At 41.4% G+C, this 16529-nt stretch carries 15 protein-coding genes; 11 read left to right on the forward strand and 4 right to left on the reverse strand.

Translation table 11 applies throughout. The annotated features are described in order from the left end of the window. Positions 1-60: 60 nt before the first annotated feature. The 4 genes from L4C38_RS02955 to L4C38_RS02970 are packed head-to-tail and all read left to right on the forward strand — an operon-like array spanning position 61 to position 5606. Positions 61-1878 carry an extracellular solute-binding protein gene (locus L4C38_RS02955; protein ID WP_428796038.1) on the forward strand — a complete coding sequence of 606 codons (1818 nt, stop codon included), beginning with the start codon at positions 61-63 and terminating at the stop codon, positions 1876-1878. Positions 1879-1888: 10 nt separating this feature from the next. Further along, positions 1889-2977 (forward strand): microcin C ABC transporter permease YejB, encoded by a 1089-nt coding sequence (locus L4C38_RS02960; protein WP_428796039.1) that lies wholly within the window; start codon positions 1889-1891, stop codon positions 2975-2977. Continuing rightward, complete coding sequence (locus tag L4C38_RS02965; RefSeq protein ID WP_428796040.1) at positions 2977-4017, forward strand: ABC transporter permease; 1041 nt, start codon at positions 2977-2979, stop codon at positions 4015-4017. The genes L4C38_RS02960 and L4C38_RS02965 overlap by 1 nt, the downstream gene beginning before the upstream one ends. A gap of 2 nt (positions 4018-4019) precedes the next feature. After that, the gene (locus L4C38_RS02970; protein WP_428796041.1) at positions 4020-5606 is read left to right on the forward strand and encodes an ABC transporter ATP-binding protein; all 1587 of its coding nucleotides are present in this window, start codon (positions 4020-4022) and stop codon (positions 5604-5606) included. 1 nt (position 5607) lies between these two features. Here the strand turns inward: L4C38_RS02970 and L4C38_RS02975 are convergent, their stop codons facing one another. Beyond that, positions 5608-7254: a bifunctional diguanylate cyclase/phosphodiesterase gene (locus L4C38_RS02975; RefSeq protein ID WP_428796422.1), complete on the reverse strand. Its 1647-nt coding sequence runs from the start codon at positions 7252-7254 to the stop codon at positions 5608-5610. Between the two features lie 428 nt (positions 7255-7682). Between L4C38_RS02975 and L4C38_RS02980 the strand changes: the two genes are divergently transcribed. The 5 genes from L4C38_RS02980 to vctC all read left to right on the forward strand — a co-directional run bounded on the left by L4C38_RS02980 (position 7683) and on the right by vctC (position 12007). Further along, on the forward strand, positions 7683-8207 hold the full coding sequence (locus tag L4C38_RS02980) for an RNA-binding S4 domain-containing protein (protein WP_428796042.1): 525 nt from the start codon (positions 7683-7685) through the stop codon (positions 8205-8207). A 190-nt stretch (positions 8208-8397) separates the two neighbouring features. After that, entirely contained in the window at positions 8398-9303 is a 906-nt protein-coding gene (locus L4C38_RS02985; protein ID WP_428796043.1) for a siderophore ABC transporter substrate-binding protein, read from the forward strand. 65 nt (positions 9304-9368) lie between these two features. Further along, positions 9369-10304 carry an iron chelate uptake ABC transporter permease subunit VctD gene (vctD, locus tag L4C38_RS02990; RefSeq protein ID WP_428796044.1) on the forward strand — a complete coding sequence of 312 codons (936 nt, stop codon included), beginning with the start codon at positions 9369-9371 and terminating at the stop codon, positions 10302-10304. Continuing rightward, on the forward strand, positions 10294-11244 hold the full coding sequence (gene vctG, locus L4C38_RS02995) for an iron chelate uptake ABC transporter permease subunit VctG (protein ID WP_428796045.1): 951 nt from the start codon (positions 10294-10296) through the stop codon (positions 11242-11244). Before vctD ends, vctG begins: the two co-directional genes overlap by 11 nt. A gap of 7 nt (positions 11245-11251) precedes the next feature. Next, complete coding sequence (vctC, locus tag L4C38_RS03000; RefSeq protein WP_428796046.1) at positions 11252-12007, forward strand: iron chelate ABC transporter ATP-binding protein VctC; 756 nt, start codon at positions 11252-11254, stop codon at positions 12005-12007. 33 nt (positions 12008-12040) lie between these two features. On the opposite strand, the gene cueR is transcribed toward vctC, so the two are convergent. Next, complete coding sequence (gene cueR / locus L4C38_RS03005) at positions 12041-12427, reverse strand: Cu(I)-responsive transcriptional regulator (RefSeq protein ID WP_428796047.1); 387 nt, start codon at positions 12425-12427, stop codon at positions 12041-12043. Positions 12428-12883: 456 nt separating this feature from the next. Between cueR and L4C38_RS03010 the strand changes: the two genes are divergently transcribed. Further along, positions 12884-14077: an acetate/propionate family kinase gene (locus tag L4C38_RS03010; protein WP_428796048.1), complete on the forward strand. Its 1194-nt coding sequence runs from the start codon at positions 12884-12886 to the stop codon at positions 14075-14077. On the opposite strand, the gene L4C38_RS03015 is transcribed toward L4C38_RS03010, so the two are convergent. Further along, on the reverse strand, positions 14072-14944 hold the full coding sequence (locus L4C38_RS03015) for a GGDEF domain-containing protein (RefSeq protein ID WP_428796049.1): 873 nt from the start codon (positions 14942-14944) through the stop codon (positions 14072-14074). The two genes, L4C38_RS03010 and L4C38_RS03015, sit on opposite strands and share 6 nt — an antisense overlap. A 15-nt stretch (positions 14945-14959) precedes the next feature. Beyond that, on the reverse strand, positions 14960-15307 hold the full coding sequence (locus L4C38_RS03020; RefSeq protein WP_428796050.1) for a hypothetical protein: 348 nt from the start codon (positions 15305-15307) through the stop codon (positions 14960-14962). 682 nt (positions 15308-15989) lie between these two features. Here L4C38_RS03020 and ectA point away from each other — a divergent pair. Further along, a complete protein-coding gene (gene ectA, locus L4C38_RS03025; protein WP_428796051.1) occupies positions 15990-16523 on the forward strand; it encodes a diaminobutyrate acetyltransferase in 534 nt (177 codons plus the stop codon). The last annotated feature ends 6 nt before the right edge of the window (positions 16524-16529 follow it).

Genomic DNA, 16529 nt, shown 5'->3' on the forward strand with positions numbered 1-16529 from the left:
GTATATACTTACTCAAGTAATTGAATTATAAAAATAGAATAAAATGCTAAGGGAGTAGCTATGGGGAAGTTTCAACGCCTAGTTTTAGGAAGTGTTCTTACGCTTGCCAGTTCAACTGTGCTTTCAGCTGTGATTGAAAGTACCTCTCTTGTTGGGTTTGGCTCTGCTAAATACCCAGACAGTTTCAGTCATTTTGATTATGTTAACCCCAACGCTCCAAAATTTGGCAAGATCACTTATGGTGTGGTGGGTACGTACGATAATTTTAATCGATTTGCATCTCGCGGTGTATCAGCTCAAGGGGCAGGGGAGCTATACGACACCCTAATGTATAGCCCAAGTGATGAAATAGACGCCTATTACCCTCTCATTGCACAGAAGGTACGATATTCTGATGATTATACATGGATGGAAGTAGAGCTAAACCCTCAAGCTCGATTCCATGACGGCATGCCAATTACTGCGCACGACGTAGTGTTTAGCTTTGAAAAATTTATGTCAGAGGGCGTCCCTCAGTATCGCGTCTATTACCAAGATATCAAATCGGTCACGGCAAAAAACGATCGGCTAGTCCGCATTGAAATGGCAAAGCCCAATCGTGAAAAATTATTCAGCTTAGCTCAATCTACCCGCGTCTTGCCGAAACACTTTTGGCAAGATAAGAACTTTTCTGAGCCGTTATCCCAACCTCCTGTCGGTAGCTCAGCCTACCAAATTACCGATTTTAAAGTGGGGCAAAGCGTCACTTATTCGCTGGTGGAAGATTATTGGGCGAAAGACCTACCGGTTAATATTGGTCGACATAATTTTAAACAAACGCAATACGATTACTACCGTGACGATACCGTCATGCTAGAAGCGTTTAAAGCGGGTGAATTTGATTTTCGTTTAGAGAGCTCAGCAAAGTTTTGGGCTAATTCCTATACGGGGCAGAATTTCGACAAAGGATTTATTGTCAAAGAAGAAATACAGCACCATAAACCAGAATCGACTCAGGCTTTTGTCTTCAACACTCAACGAGAGTTCTTCAAAAACCCTAAGGTGCGTGAAGCTCTAAATTATGCGATGGATTTTGAATGGATGAATACCAACATGTTCTATGGTCAGTATTCTCGTACGCGTAGTTTTTTCCAAAATACGGATTATGAAGCTCTGGGTTTGCCTAACGAAGAAGAGCTCAACATTTTGGCTGAGTTTAAAGGTCAAGTCCCACCTCGAGTGTTCACAGAAGAGTATCAACCACCGGTGACAGATGGGTCTGGGCGTATTCGTAGTCAGATGCGTACAGCGTTTAAACTCTTGAAAGAAGCGGGTTGGGATCTGAAGAACAAGGTTATGACGAATGTGGAAACAGGTCAGCCGCTGGCTTTCGAGTTTTTAGTGTATAGCCCAACGACCGAACGAATCGCGATTCCGATGCAGAAAAACCTAAAGCGTATGGGCATCGAGATGAAAATCCGTACCGTAGATACCACACAGTACATTAAGCGCCTGCGGGATAGGGATTTTGATATGCTTTCGTCCCCTTATTCGCCGAACCCTTATCCTAGCCCAAATCTGATGATTATTTGGAACTCCAACTTCATGGATTCAACCTACAATACCGCAGGTGTCAATGATCCGGTTGTGGATGCTCTCACGGAAGAAATCGTTGAGAATCAACAGAATCCTGAGAAATTATTACCGCTAGGCCGCGCTTTAGATAGAGTTTTACAATGGAATTTCTACATTATTCCTCAGTGGCATATTGGCAAGTATCGTGTCGCGATGTGGGATAAATTTGAGCGACCAGAGGTTATGCCAATCTATGAACTCGGTATTGATACGTGGTGGATATCGCAAGATAAAACGCAGTTACTCCCAGAAAAACGCCGTTAAAGAGGGATAAATGGCCGCTTATATATTTCGACGCTTGTTATTGGTGATCCCCACGTTGTGGGCGATCATCACCATCAACTTCTTTATTATCCAAATTGCGCCGGGTGGACCTGTTGAGCAGGCTATCGCACAAATTGAAGGGCAATCTTCAGGGATCATGGAGCGCTTTTCTGGTGGTGGAACAGAAGTTGAGTTGGATATTTCGAAAGAAGCGACGTCAACGGGTTATAAAGGCTCTCGCGGCTTGGATCCTGAGGTAGTTGAAGAGATCCGAAAGCAATTCGGTTTTGATAAGCCTTTGCATGAACGCTACTTTGATATGATTAAAAACTACGCCACGTTTAATTTTGGTGAAAGCCTATTTAAAGGTGGTAACGTGATTGATTTGATCGTTGAAAGGTTACCCGTTTCAATCTCTTTAGGGCTCTGGAGCACGTTGATCATCTATTTGATATCGATCCCTTTAGGGATAATGAAAGCGATTCATCATGGCTCGCGATTTGATATCTGGTCGAGTGCGTTCGTTATTGTCGGCTATGCTATCCCCGGCTTTTTATTTGCGATTATTCTTATCATTATATTTGCTAGTGGTAACTACTTCAGTTGGTTTCCGCTACGAGGCTTAGTCTCGAGTAACTTTGAACAGCTTACTTGGTACCAGCAAATAGTCGATTATTTTTGGCATTTAGCCTTGCCTATTTTTGCCATGGTCATTGGTGGATTTGCCACTTTAAGCATGCTGACTAAAAACTCTTTTCTCGATGAAATCAATAAACAATATGTTGTTACGGCAAGGGCAAAAGGGCTCGATGATCGGAATATTCTCTATCGACATGTATTCCGTAACGCGATGTTGATTATTATTGCCGGTTTCCCGAGTGCGTTTATCAGCATATTTTTTACCGGTTCGATGTTAATTGAAGTTATGTTCTCACTTGAGGGAATTGGATTGTTGGGTTTTGAATCCACTATCCAGCGTGATTATCCTGTTGTGTTTAGTTCTCTCTATATCATGACGTTACTGGGTTTGATTTTGAGTATTATTTCGGATCTCACTTATACATGGGTCGATCCTCGTATTGATTTTGAGGCGCGCTGATGGTCAAAAATGCAAAAATGCGCAATCCGCTAAATCAAGCTCGATGGGAGAGGTTTAAAGTTAATAAGCGAGGTTTTTTTTCGCTGTGGCTTTTTTCCATACTATTTGTTTTTACCTTGTTTGCAGAGTTTGTCGCCAATGATAAACCATTGCTTATCCACTATGACCAGCAATGGTACATGCCGGTGTTTTCTCAATATTCTGAAACGGAATTTGGTGGGGAGTTTGAAACCGAAGCGGATTATACCGATCCCTATGTCACCGATTTGATAGAAGAGAACGGTACCATTATTTGGCCCCTGATTCGTTTTAGCTATGACACGATTAACTACAATGTGGTTGGAGCGGTGCCGTCAGCGCCCGACAGTGTTAACTGGCTTGGTACAGATGATAAAGGACGAGATGTTCTTGCTCGGATTATCTATGGTTTTAGGATTTCCGTTATATTTGGCTTTGTGCTTACTATCGTTTCTAGTGTGATTGGCGTGATCGTCGGGGCGACGCAAGGTTATTACGGCGGTTGGCTCGATTTGATTGGGCAGCGATTTATCGAAGTTTGGTCAGGAATGCCGACGTTGTTCTTACTCATTATCCTATCAAGCTTTGTCGAGCCCAATTTTTGGTGGTTGCTTGGGATTATGGTGTTGTTTAGTTGGATGAGCTTGGTAGGGATTGTGCGAGCGGAGTTTTTAAGGTGTCGAAACTTTGATTATGTTCGCGCCGCACAAGCTATGGGTGTCAACGACAGTCGTATTATGTTGCGCCATATGCTGCCCAACGCAATGGTTGCCTCATTAACGATGATGCCGTTTATTCTTTCCGGCTCTGTAACGACATTAACCTCTTTAGACTTTCTCGGTTTCGGTTTACCAGCGGGATCCCCCTCATTGGGCGAGCTATTAGCGCAAGGTAAAGCAAACTTGCAAGCACCTTGGTTAGGCATCTCTGCTTTTGTGGTGCTTTCTCTGATGCTGACGTTGCTGGTCTTTATTGGTGAAGCTGTGCGTGATGCGTTTGATCCGCACCAACAAGGAAACTAATCATGTCAGAAAAATTACTATCGATTGATTCTTTGTCGGTTGGGTTTGGTCGAGCAAGCGCTGTTGAGCAAGTTACCTCGGATGTATCGCTGGATATTAAGCGTGGTGAAACGCTCGCTCTGGTGGGTGAAAGTGGTTCGGGAAAATCGGTGACCGCCAATGCTATCTTAAAATTGCTTCCACAAGGCTCTGCTCGTTATCTCAATGGGCGTATACAGTTTGATGGCATTGATATGTTGGCATGTTCAGAGCGTCAACTGCGTGGTATTCGCGGTGCGCGCATTGGTATGATCTTCCAAGAACCGATGGTTTCACTCAATCCATTGCATCGGATTGGTAAGCAGTTGGTTGAAATTGTTGCCATTCACCGTGGCTTGCGTCAACGCAAGGCAGAAGCGCTTGCGATTGAATGGTTAGGTAAGGTCGGTATTAGGCATCCTGAAGTAAAGATTAATGCTTACCCGCATGAATTATCTGGCGGTGAACGTCAACGAGTTATGATAGCGATGGCGTTAATCAACGAACCTGAGTTGTTAATTGCAGACGAGCCTACGACAGCTCTTGATGTATCGGTACAAGCACAAATATTAGATTTGCTCAAATCACTGCAACAAGAACTGGGTATGGCGATGTTATTTATCACCCATGATTTGAGTATTGTTCGTCGTATTGCAGACCGAGTTGCGGTAATGCGTAATGGCATGCTGGTGGAGGTCGGGGAGTGCCAGCAGGTTTTTCTACATCCCAACCATCCATATACAAAACAGCTAATCAACTCTGATCCTAAAGGTTTACCAGTTGAAGTGGAGTCTGATTCCCCGTCATTGCTGCGTGTAGATCAATTGCGAGTGTGGTTTCCGATCACCGGTGGGTTATTAAAACGGGTGGTGTCTCATGTTAAGGCCGTGACCGATATGGGCTTTGATCTCAAACGAGGTCAATCTATTGGTCTGGTTGGTGAGAGTGGCTCTGGTAAGTCGACTACTGGCATGGCAATTCTACGTTTGGTGAATTCTCATGGTTCGATCAGCTATCAAGGGCAAGAGTTGCAAGGGTTGGATAGAAAAGCATTGCTGCCTTATCGAAGTAAAATGCAAGTGGTGTTTCAAGACCCATTCTCAGCATTAAACCCGCGAATGTCGGTAGCACAAGTGATTGGTGAAGGCTTACAAGTTCATACACAAATGGATGACAAAGAGGTTGATGACGCGATTGTTGAGGCAATGGAAGAAGTGGATTTAGACCCTAAAACTCGTTTTCGTTATCCAAATGAGTTTTCCGGAGGACAGCGGCAACGTATTGCTATCGCCCGCGCTTTGGTGCTCAAACCGGAGTTTATCTTGCTCGATGAGCCGACATCTTCTCTTGATAGAACCGTTCAGGCGCAGATCCTCGATTTATTGAAGTCACTACAAGCGAAGTATGGTTTGACGTACTTGTTTATCAGTCACGATCTAAATGTGGTTAAGTCACTTTGTCATTACACAATAGTGATGCGAAATGGTGAAATTGTTGAGCAGGGCGAAACCCAATTATTATTCAGCCAGCCGAAGCAAAGTTATACGCAAGAATTAGTTGCGCTTTCTTGACTTAGATTTGTGTGGTATAGCTCGCGCTGGCTAAGCTCAGTGGCTTGCCAAACCAAAACCCTTGTAAATAGTTGACGCCAATAGCCGTGAACTTGCGTTGCATATCGGCACTTTCGATTCCCTCAATCACTACATCCACTTGATTATCCTGACATAAATTGGTAATGAATTTGAGGTATTCCAAAGTTGCAGGGTTTTCAAGAGCACGCCAAGTCATCGCTTTATCCACTTTGATCTGTTTTAACGGCAAATCAAAGAAACTGTTGATCGAACTATAGCCAGAGCCAAAATCATCTAATGAAAGACGAAATCCAAATTGATTTAGGCGACATAACTGTGATACTGCGTTTTTATTGCCATCAAGAATAACGGTTTCGGTGAGTTCTAGCACGATTTGGTCGGGATTAAGTTGATAGTCGTCCGCTAGTTGTTTTGCCTGTTCTGGAAATTGGTTGTTTAATAGCTGCAGGACAGAGACGTTGATGTTGACACGAATTTTGCTGTCATGTTCTGTCTGATAGCGTTGAATAAACTGGCATGCTTTGCGAAACACAAGATAGCCTAAATCGATAATAAACCCGTTCTTTTCAGCGACTGGAATGAATTCATCGGGGAATATACACCCAAGTTGCTTATCCTTCCAACGGACCAATGCTTCAAAGCTAACAATTTTACATGAACTCGCATCGACAATAGGTTGGAACCGAACGCTTAATCTCTCGTTCTGAATCGCGCGGGATAGCTCACGTTCGATGTAGAAATGACGATTAACCTTTTCTTGAGTTTTATCGTGATAGATAGCGAGGCGGTTTTGCTGTTTTTCGCGAGCAAATTGGCAAGTACGAAAGGCAATTTTAAGTATCTCTTCACTTGGTTGGCTCGGATAAAAGTTTGGATAGATGCCAATACTAATATCATTTCCCCAAAGAGAGCCGTTTGCTTCAATGGATTCTTGATAAGTAGAGAGAATTTGCTCACCCAATGCTTCGATTTCGTCGGCACTGTAGATGCCCCGAACTAAAATGGCGAAGTCGTCAGATCGAATCCGATAAATATCAACGAAATTGTCGGGTAACCCACTCAATGAAGAAAGAAAATGAGCCATGAGATCGTGTAAGGTTTGGGCGCCGTAGAGAGAAAGATACGCACGGATGTCTTCAAGATGTGCATATATCAGCGAATGCGACACGTCGGAGTCTTGGCATAGCTTTTCGATATCGACGGATAATTTATGGGCATTGGCAAGACCAGATGAACTGTCTTGAAAAGCTGTTTGATGAATGTAACTTTCCATCAATTTTTTATCAGAAATATCGCGATGGCAGCCGACAATAAACCGTTTCCCATTAAAGGTCTTAGTTATACCCGCTCCTTCGATCCATATGTATTGACCCGCTTTGTTACGCACTCGATACTGCACTGAATCACGGATGTCTTCTGTGAGTATGTGTTCTGCGACGCTAGTTTTCAGCAGAACACGATCGAATGGATGCACTTTTTCGAGCCAACGTTCGAAAGGAATATGACCACTGTTTATGTCAAATTGCTCATAGAAAGAAGGATTGTAAAAAAACACATGGTCTTGACCAGTCATGTAAAACAAGCCGTCGTTAAAGACATCAAAAATGTATTTAAAGTGGTCGTTCATGATGAGATCAAGTTGTGAGCCAGATAAAGGGACTGAATGTTTAGACTGAGTGTCAGGTATTTCGTCCACTTTCTGATATAGGTTAAGGTCTAAATCATGGTGCGGATAAAGAGTAAAAATATTGTCTGACATTTTTTAAAACACCCTGTTAACTTTTGCACACGACTTAAACAGAACACAACAGAGGCTAGGTACAACACATCCATTAGGCTACTGGTTTTACATGAATATTCCATTTAACGCTATAAAACAATGGGTAAACTGTATGGAATTTGTGTTTTATGTGCGTAAGTGCTTTATCTGTAACCAATTTAGGTGTGATTTTCGATAATACAAGACGCAAAATATGAATAATGAAAGATGGTAAAAGAGCTTGAGAGAATGGTAAAGAAAAGGCAGACTCGACGTTTTCATATTGAGGTACGCAGATGTCAGAATACAATCAACCTGACGAGTGGGAAGAGCAGGGCGAAGAAATAGAGATTGAAGCTATTGGCATTGACGTCTCATCTCAGCCTATTGAACTTTATAAAGTATTTAAGATCGCTAATTTAGTGAGTGGCGGCGGTGAAGCTAAACATATCATCTCGGAAGGTTATGTTGCGGTAAATGGTGAGTTAGAAACACGCAAGCGTCGCAAAATGTACGATGGTGATTTTTTCGAGTTTAACCAAGAATACTACGTAGTCGTATGTGATGCGCCAGTTTCAGAACCTTCTATAGAAGAAAAATCTAAGCCGGAGAAAGCTGTTAAACCTGATGCAAAGACGAAGAAGCCAAGTAAAAAATCAAAAGAGAAAAAAGCGGCAAAACCGTCTAAACCAGAAAAAAAACCTCAAGCCGAAAAGCCAGCTAAACCAGCGAAGCCGTCTAAATCGAGTAACAAAACTGAGCTAGACAAAAAGCCAAAGCAAAAGAATGAAAACGGACGTGGCAGTATCGAATTCTTCTAAATCCTATCAATGGCATCACCGTTTTAAAAGTGATGCCATTCAAAACTCCTCCCTTCTCAACTTATACCCTTGTGCATTTTTTGTTTACTGACTCTCATAATATTCTACCAATGTAAAAAACGTAAATGTCGGATGACTTAACTTTAAATCTAAATGATAATGCATTGCATTAGTAATTATGGAGTTAGGTATGAAAGCATCAGTTGTGACCTTGCTAATAGGGTTAAGCGCATTTGCGGCAAATGCAGAGATGATTGAAATCACACATGAAAAAGGCACGACCGAACTAGAGCGTAATCCTGCACGCGTGGTTGTTATTGGCGTTGGGGCATTAGATGCAGTAGTCACTCTAGGCGTTGAACCTGTGGCGATTTCGACCGTAAGTGTCTTTCCTGACTACCTAGCTCAGTATCGAGATTATAAATTTGTATCCGCTGGTAGCTTATCTGAGCCAAATTTCGAAACGATTTATACTCAAAAGCCAGACCTAATCATTGTTGGTTCTCGTGCTGCAAAGCAATATGACGAGTTGGCTAAAATAGCACCAACGATCGTATTTGCCCCGAATGACAAGAAAGGCTATTGGCAGAGTACCAAAGAACAATGGCGCAACTTAGGTGAAGTATTCGATAAAAAAGAATTTGTAGAGAATAAAATTATTAAGTTGGATCAAGAATTTAAAGCAGTCAGTGATTACAACCAGAAGCACAATATTGATGCGCTAACCATTATGAGCTCTGGCGGTAATATTACTGCATTTGGTGCGGACTCACGTTTCTCTGCTATTTATCAAGATTTTGGTTTTACGCCAACGGTGAAGGCTATCAAAGCCAAAAATCATGGTGATTTAGTTTCGTATGAGTTTATCCGAGAAATAAACCCATCAACGCTACTTATCGTTGATAAAGATAGCTTGACCAATAAGGGTAAAAGCACCGTTCAGCGAGACTTTGAAAATGATTTAGTTCAGGCAACGAAGGCTTACCAGAATAGGCAAATGACCTACTTAGACATCAACGCTTGGTACTTGGCTATTTCGGGTATTCAAGCGACGGAGCAAATGATCCGTGATGTTAAATCATCAGTTGGCATATAACAAAAATTAGATTATTTGCCCAAGCAATGCATGTTGTTTGGGCTTTTCGACGTTAGAGGCATGTTTTGAAGAAGTTACTTCCAATATTGATTCTTCTCAGTATCGGTTCGTTGTTTGTTGGGGTAAGTGAGCTAAGCCCTATCGCGTTGTTGACGGGTGATACTAATAGCTGGCATTTGATGTTTACTAGCCGTATTCCTAGGTTGCTCGCTGTACTACTCGCGGGAGCTGGTCTGAGTATTGCTGGCTTGATCATGCAGCAGATTAGCCAGAACCGCTTCGCGGCTCCATCAACCTCGGGTACGATTGAGTGTGCTATGTTGGGCTACGTATTAAGCTTGGTGTTTTTTGGGGCACAGCAAATCTGGCTAATTTTCTTGGTCTCAGTACTGGGTACATTGTTATTTGTACGGTTTATCAACCGTATACAATTTAAGAACGCTATTTTTGTCCCTTTAATCGGTATTATTTTTGGTAATGTGGTTGATTCGTTAGCGACTTTCATTGCCTATAAATATGACGCTCTTCAAAACCTATCTGGTTGGGCTGTGGCTAACTTTGCTAACTTGCTACAAGGTGATTACGAGTTACTTTACCTCGCGGTTCCGATTGCGATTTTTAGTTACTTGTATGCGGCACGTATTTCAGCCGTTGGTTTAGGTAAAGATTTTGCTACCAATATAGGACTCAACTATCAACAAGTGCTGGTAATTGGCGTGGTACTTGTGTCTGTTATGTCGGCAACCGTTGTGATGATCGTTGGTCAGCTTCCTTTTCTTGGTTTGATTGTTCCTAATCTTGTCAGTCAGTTCTATGGTGATAATTTACGACGAAACATTCCCCTGACAGCGGTACTAGGCGCATTAATTGTGTTGTGTTGTGACTTAGCTGGGCGAGTAATCATCTTCCCGTATGAAATTCCTATTTCAATGATCATTAGTATTTTGGGTGGCAGTGTGTTTGTGTTCTTCATTCTACGGGGACAAAAACATGCAGGATAGAACCAAACTACTTATCTTAGCGGTAATCGCCCTCGTTTTTTCTGGTCTATTTATCGGTGTTGGGCTCAACGCCGACAACTACCAATACTTCTTATCTCGTCGTGTGCCAAAAGTATTGGCAATGATTCTGGCAGGTGTTGCTATTGGGCAATCAGCATTGGCGTTTCAAACTATTACCAATAACCGAATTTTGACCCCTAGCATCATGGGTTTTGATGCACTGTATATGTTTACCCAAACGCTCGTTGTCGTGCTGTTTGGTGGTTTGAGCAGCTACGTACTCAATGATTACATTAATTTTTCGATTTCAGTGACAGTGATGCTGACATTTTCGATGTTATTGTTTGGCTTTTACTTCAAGAGTAACAATCAAAATCTGATGGTTTTACTGTTACTTGGCATCATATTGGGGCAGTTGTTTGGCAGCATTTCTTCGTTCTTAACCATGCTTATGGATCCGAATGACTTTGCGGCATTACAACAGAGCATGTTTGCCAGTTTCAATAACATTAAAGTTGAGTTGGTCTACCTGTGTGCACCGCTTCTGTGTGTTATTAGCGCTCTATTATTTAGGCTCAATCGCGTGTTGGACGTGTTCTGGTTGGACAAAGACAACGCAACAAGCCTAGGTATTGATGTTAAGCGTGTCACCATGCAGGTGTTAGTGCTGTCTGCGTGTCTAATTGCCATCTCAACGGCCTTGATTGGACCGATCATGTTCTTCGGTTTGCTTGTAACGAACTTGGCGCGTGAAATGCTTCGTAGTTATCGGCATCGAGTGTTGCTGCTTGGTGTTTCGCTACTTTCCATTGCATCGTTACTAACTGGGCAATGGGTGATAGAAAACGTATTTGATTTCTCAACTACGTTAAGCGTTGTGATTAACTTTATTGGCGGTATCTACTTCTTATCTATGCTGCTCAGAAATAAAATCGTTTAGGGTCATTATGATTAAACTTAAAAATCTAACCAAATATTTTGGGCAGTCTGCGGTTGTTGAAAAGGCGAGCGCACAATTTGAGAAAGGTAAAGTGACTGCAATTATTGGTCCTAATGGCGCGGGTAAAAGCACCTTACTCTCGATGGCAAGCCGATTAGTAAGCAAAGATGAAGGGCAAGTGTTTATCGACAGTAAAGAGATTGCCGAATGGGATACCAAAGACCTTGCAAAACGTTTAGCCGTTTTACGCCAAGCAAACTCAATAACTATGCGCTTTACAGTTCGTGAAATGATCGCGTTTGGTCGTTTTCCATATAGCCAAGGTAAGTTGACCGACGAAGACCAAATCATTATTAATCAGGCGATCGAATATTTGGACCTTATTGCTATTCAGCACAAATATTTGGATGAACTGAGTGGTGGGCAGCGACAACTGGCTTTTATTGCTATGGTGATTGCTCAAGATACGGATTATGTTTTCTTGGATGAACCGTTAAATAACCTTGATATTAAGCATTCTCTGCAAATTATGCGCAATATTGGTCGATTGGCGAGAGAAATGAACAAAGCGGTAGTGGTGGTGATCCACGATATCAATTTTGCTTCATGCTACTCCGATGTGATTATCGCGCTGAAAAAAGGGCAGGTAGTGGCACAGGGAACGGTTCAAGAGGTGATCCAAGCTGACGTGTTGGAAGCCATATACGATACCCCATTTAACATCATAGAGAAGGATGGAAAGCGTATGTGTACTTACTACTAATATTTTAAAGTCTTTCTCTTTGAAAGACTTTTATTACTTTGTTAGATCTTCAATTATTGGGCATTTGCTGTTGGAGTCACCAGGGCAAGATGTTATCCATTGCTGGAGTTGAGACTCTATTTCGCGCAGTTGTTTGATCTTTATTTCTATCTCTTTCAGCTTCTCCTGTGCTCTGGCTTTTACTTCACTACTTTTTCGCTCAGGGTTTTGTGCCAATTGGACAAACTCTTTACATTCCTCGAGTGAGAACCCTGCATTTTTTGCTCTAGAAATCAGGTTAAGTTCCTGTAAATGCGGCGATGAATATTCACGATAGCCTGAATCACTGCGCTGAGGTGGCGTAATGATGCCTTTTTCCTCATACAATCGAATAGACTTGCTTGATAATCCGGTTAATGTTGCTACTTCACCAATGTTCATGATTGAGCCCTAAAATTATGCTGCTATCAGTTTAACGGCAAGGGATGAAATTGCCTATCATTGAACGACTCGTGATAGTGAAATGATTAAAATTTTTTTTAGATGACCTAAAATTGAGAGAAAGGTCGACGTTTCGATATGCTTCAACGACTAAATTTAATGGCATTGCCATTTGTAAGTTGAATCTCAGCATTGTAATCGGGTGCTCAGGGTAGAAGTAGGTTAGAATACAGCGCAGGATGCTTTCTCTAGTTCATTATCTTGATTGAGCTAACGTTTTGATTAAATTCCTGCTGTGAAAAAAATCCAATCTTGCTTTAGATCAACAAACAAACGTTTCTATTGGTCTAAATATTAAAAGAAAGTTGATAAATTCAAAAAAAATTTGAATAATTAAACTCAATACACAATGGAGCGAAAGCTTCGACAATAAGTATGAAACAGGATACGTACCACATGTCTAATTCGTTTGTATTGGTGATTAACTCAGGTAGTTCTTCATTAAAATTTGCAGTAATCGATTCGTTAACTGGCGACGCGATTGTTAGCGGTTTAGGTGAGTGCTTTGGATTACCGGAAGCCGTCATTAGCTGGAAGTACAATGGTGAGAAAACCGAAGAGGCGATCTCTGCTCCCGACAATCACCACCAACATGCGATTAACCGCATTGTGGATTTAATTGAATCTTTAGGATTCACTTCTGATTTGGTTGCTGTAGGTCACCGTATTGTTCACGGTGGCGAGAAGTTCACTTCTACTGTTCGCATCGACGATAAAGTATTAGCGGAAATCGAAAGCCTTTCTGATCTAGCTCCGCTCCACAACCCAGCTGGCGCGATTGGTATTCAAGCAGCTATGCTAGCTTTCCCAAGCTTGCCTCAGTTTGCTGTATTCGATACTGCATTCCACCAAACAATGCCACAAAAAGCATTCACAGGTGCAATCTCTAACGAGTTATACACGCAATACGGCATTCGTCGCTACGGTTTCCACGGCACTAGCCACTACTTCGTAAGCCACGAAGCAGCGAAGATGCTGAACAAACCAGTAGAAGAGTGTAGCTTCATTTCAGTTCACCTAGGTAACGGTGCTTCTGTATGTGCGATTGAAAACGGTGCGTCAGTTGATACATCAATGGGCTTTACTCCGCTTTCAGGCCTAATGATGGGTACACGTTGTGGTGACCTAGATCCAGGTATCATTGAGTTTCTACTTAAGAAAGGCTGGAGCCAAGAGCAAGTGTTTGAAGCACTTAACAAGAAGTCTGGCTTCCTAGGTGTATCTGGTCTAACTTCAGACGCTCGTGGCGTTCTTGAAGCGATGGAAACTGGTCACGAAGGTGCGAAACTAGCGTTTGAAGTTTTCACTTACCGTGTAGCTAAGTACATTGGTTCTTACCTAATCCCATTAAGCAAGCTTGATGCGGTAATCTTTACCGGTGGTATTGGTGAGAATGCTTTACCGATTCGTCGTGAAATTCTGAAAAACCTAAAACTTCTAGGTTTTGTGGAAGATGAAAAGGGCAACGAAGACGCACGCTTTGGTAACGCTGGTGTAATTGCAAAATCTGACATGTTAGGTGCAGTAGCTGTAGTTATTCCAACCAACGAAGAGTTTGTTATCGCTCAGCAGTCAGTAGAACTGCTATAAAAATCTGCTCATTTTTTGGGAAATAATTTGAAGCCCTTTCCGTTTGGAAAGGGCTTTTCTTTTGTGTATTAAAATGAAAATGCGTTGTAAACCGAGAAAGCGTAGAGGGAAAGCAGGGTCGCAGTCATGAGCGTCTGACAACAGGACTAGTGGAGTTTCAGGCATTAAAAATTGGTCTTTACCCTGTCCCTTTGCTTTATAAAGTGCTTTATCAGCATGCTGGATAAGCTCAATATACCCTATGCCGTGTTCTGCGAGGGTAAATGCGCCTCCGATACTGACAGTAAGTGGCATTTCCAATTGGTTACTCGCTAAGGAAGCTGCGAGTTTCTTAACATGACTTAATATCTGTTTCGCTATATATTCAAGTCTGTCTTGTGTTATGTCAACAAATGACAATATAAATTCTTCGCCACCATATCGAGCAAGAATGAAGTTTTCTTCATCAATTAAATGGTTTAATAGCTGTGCCACAGATTTGAGGCATTGATCGCCTTCTAGATGACCAACCATATCATTTATAGATTTGAAGTTATCAAGATCGATCATTAATACAGAGAGTGATGAATTTCTTGATTTTTCTAACGCCCATTCTTTGTTCAAATATCGTTCTAGTGCTCTGCGGTTAAATATTTTTGTCAATGGGTCAATGAATACCAGTTCTTCAAGTTTCGCAGTTAAATACTCCAATTCTTTATTTTTCACTTCTAATTCATTGTTGGCAGAAATTAACTGTTCTTGGTATATATTTTGAGAAACAATGAATCCAAGCATTTTGAGTGCATTGATTTGAGATGCTTCTAAAGGCGCAGAAGATAGAAGGTTATCACAAGCAATCCATCCAATGGGAGCGGTTCCATCCCACAAGGTTACATAGCCATTCTAACCATTACTCACATGGCTGAAATTATGCAGCAACGATGTATCTTGTTGAAAACCAATGTAAGTTCTATTGCCTATCATCTTATAAGCAAATACATGTTCAGTAATAGTCGACGTAAAATAATGTTCATTTACGACATTACCTGCAGTGTCCGTACCGTATGTACCTTGAACCGAGTTTTCGCCAGTGATAAGGAAGATAGCCATTCTATCAATGTTGAGTTTTACAATAGATTGTTCAACAGCAATTCTGTACATCTCGTCGTTAGATTGTGCTCTTCCTAATAGGTATGAGATGTCATGTAATGCATCAATTTCTTTATTGTAATGAGTTTGTAGTATATTCATGTAAATTAACCTGATGGGTTTTGTTTTTATAATTAATTTTATTATTTATAAACTTACAGCAAGCTATGCTTATATTTTTATAGATGGACAGCGTAGATCAAAATCACAATTTTCAGTTTCAATTATTTCTAATAAAAGGGTAGAGCACGCCCTAAAAGACTATTTCGTGAAAAATCTCTTATAGCGGCTGAACAACTTCTTATTGACGTAATTTAATTAATAGCATCACCAGAATATATAAGCGGTCCAGTGTTTGTATTAATGAGCTGTTTTCTATGTAAATTTTGATCAAAGAAGGGTTTGAGCTTTGCTGTAAAGGTAGTGTCATCGGCTAAGACCATCAATTACATGTATACCCGTCATACTTGAAGTTGCAGCGGTGTTGGCTGTGTTCGTGCGCCCCAATTACATAGTTCACCTATGCCTAGGGGACTTTCTTACTTGCCGTCTACTTGCCGCCTACTTGCACCTTCAAGTTTCTTGGGTATATGAATACCAAGTTGATGCTAAAAATCCCACCTTCTTATAATAAACATGTTAGAGGTCTAATTAATATTTCTTGAAATAATGTGACGAACGTCACGTTAATAGGGTTTTTACAACCATTTGGTTGATTTTGTATGGTGAACAATGCTCATAATAATAGGGAATTTTGATTAGAACTCTAAGGATTGTTTCTAACATGATTACATCGGAACCTTGGGTTGCTTCACAGGATGCTGAAGTTGACTTAAGTAAAGAATGGATTTTTCGTGAACCGAAAGTTACAGATGGCGATAAAATTTTCAGTTTGATTGCGGCATGTCCGCCACTGGATCTCAACTCATCTTATTGTAATTTTCTTCAAGCTACTCACTTTAGTGCAACGTGTGTAATGGTGGAACATAAGGGTAGAGTTGGCGGTTTCATTTCAGCCTACCGAAAACCTGATGAACAAGATGTTCTATTTGTATGGCAAGTTGCTGTATCCCCGCACTACCGAGGCCAAGGTCTTGCATATCGCATGTTAAACGCCCTGTTGAACAGGGAGAGTTTACAAAATCTTAAAGCGATAGAGACGACAATTACACAAGCAAACAAAGCTTCGTGGGCTCTATTTGAAAAATTCGATGCAACCAGAGGTAACCAAGGTGACGTCAATGTCTTCTTGGATGAACAAACCCATTTTAATGGTAAGCACGAAACAGAGTATCTCTATCGCATTCCCACCAAATAACCTCCA

Origin of the sequence: Vibrio kasasachensis (assembly GCF_050337565.1) — a bacterium.
GTDB classification, from domain to species: Bacteria; Pseudomonadota; Gammaproteobacteria; order Enterobacterales; family Vibrionaceae; genus Vibrio; species Vibrio kasasachensis.

Excerpts from the sequence above, each read along its gene's own strand:
- L4C38_RS02955 (WP_428796038.1), top strand. The coding sequence starts at position 61 with ATGGGGAAGTTTCAACGCCTAGTTTTAGGAAGTGTTCTTACGCTTGCC.
- L4C38_RS02960 (WP_428796039.1), top strand. The coding sequence starts at position 1,889 with ATGGCCGCTTATATATTTCGACGCTTGTTATTGGTGATCCCCACGTTG.
- L4C38_RS02965 (WP_428796040.1), top strand. The coding sequence starts at position 2,977 with ATGGTCAAAAATGCAAAAATGCGCAATCCGCTAAATCAAGCTCGATGG.
- L4C38_RS02970 (WP_428796041.1), top strand. The coding sequence starts at position 4,020 with ATGTCAGAAAAATTACTATCGATTGATTCTTTGTCGGTTGGGTTTGGT.
- L4C38_RS02975 (WP_428796422.1), bottom strand. The coding sequence starts at position 7,254 with ATGAACGACCACTTTAAATACATTTTTGATGTCTTTAACGACGGCTTG.
- L4C38_RS02980 (WP_428796042.1), top strand. The coding sequence starts at position 7,683 with ATGTCAGAATACAATCAACCTGACGAGTGGGAAGAGCAGGGCGAAGAA.
- L4C38_RS02985 (WP_428796043.1), top strand. The coding sequence starts at position 8,398 with ATGAAAGCATCAGTTGTGACCTTGCTAATAGGGTTAAGCGCATTTGCG.
- vctG (WP_428796045.1), top strand. The coding sequence starts at position 10,294 with ATGCAGGATAGAACCAAACTACTTATCTTAGCGGTAATCGCCCTCGTT.
- vctC (WP_428796046.1), top strand. The coding sequence starts at position 11,252 with ATGATTAAACTTAAAAATCTAACCAAATATTTTGGGCAGTCTGCGGTT.
- cueR (WP_428796047.1), bottom strand. The coding sequence starts at position 12,427 with ATGAACATTGGTGAAGTAGCAACATTAACCGGATTATCAAGCAAGTCT.
- L4C38_RS03010 (WP_428796048.1), top strand. The coding sequence starts at position 12,884 with ATGTCTAATTCGTTTGTATTGGTGATTAACTCAGGTAGTTCTTCATTA.
- L4C38_RS03020 (WP_428796050.1), bottom strand. The coding sequence starts at position 15,307 with ATGAATATACTACAAACTCATTACAATAAAGAAATTGATGCATTACAT.
- ectA (WP_428796051.1), top strand. The coding sequence starts at position 15,990 with ATGATTACATCGGAACCTTGGGTTGCTTCACAGGATGCTGAAGTTGAC.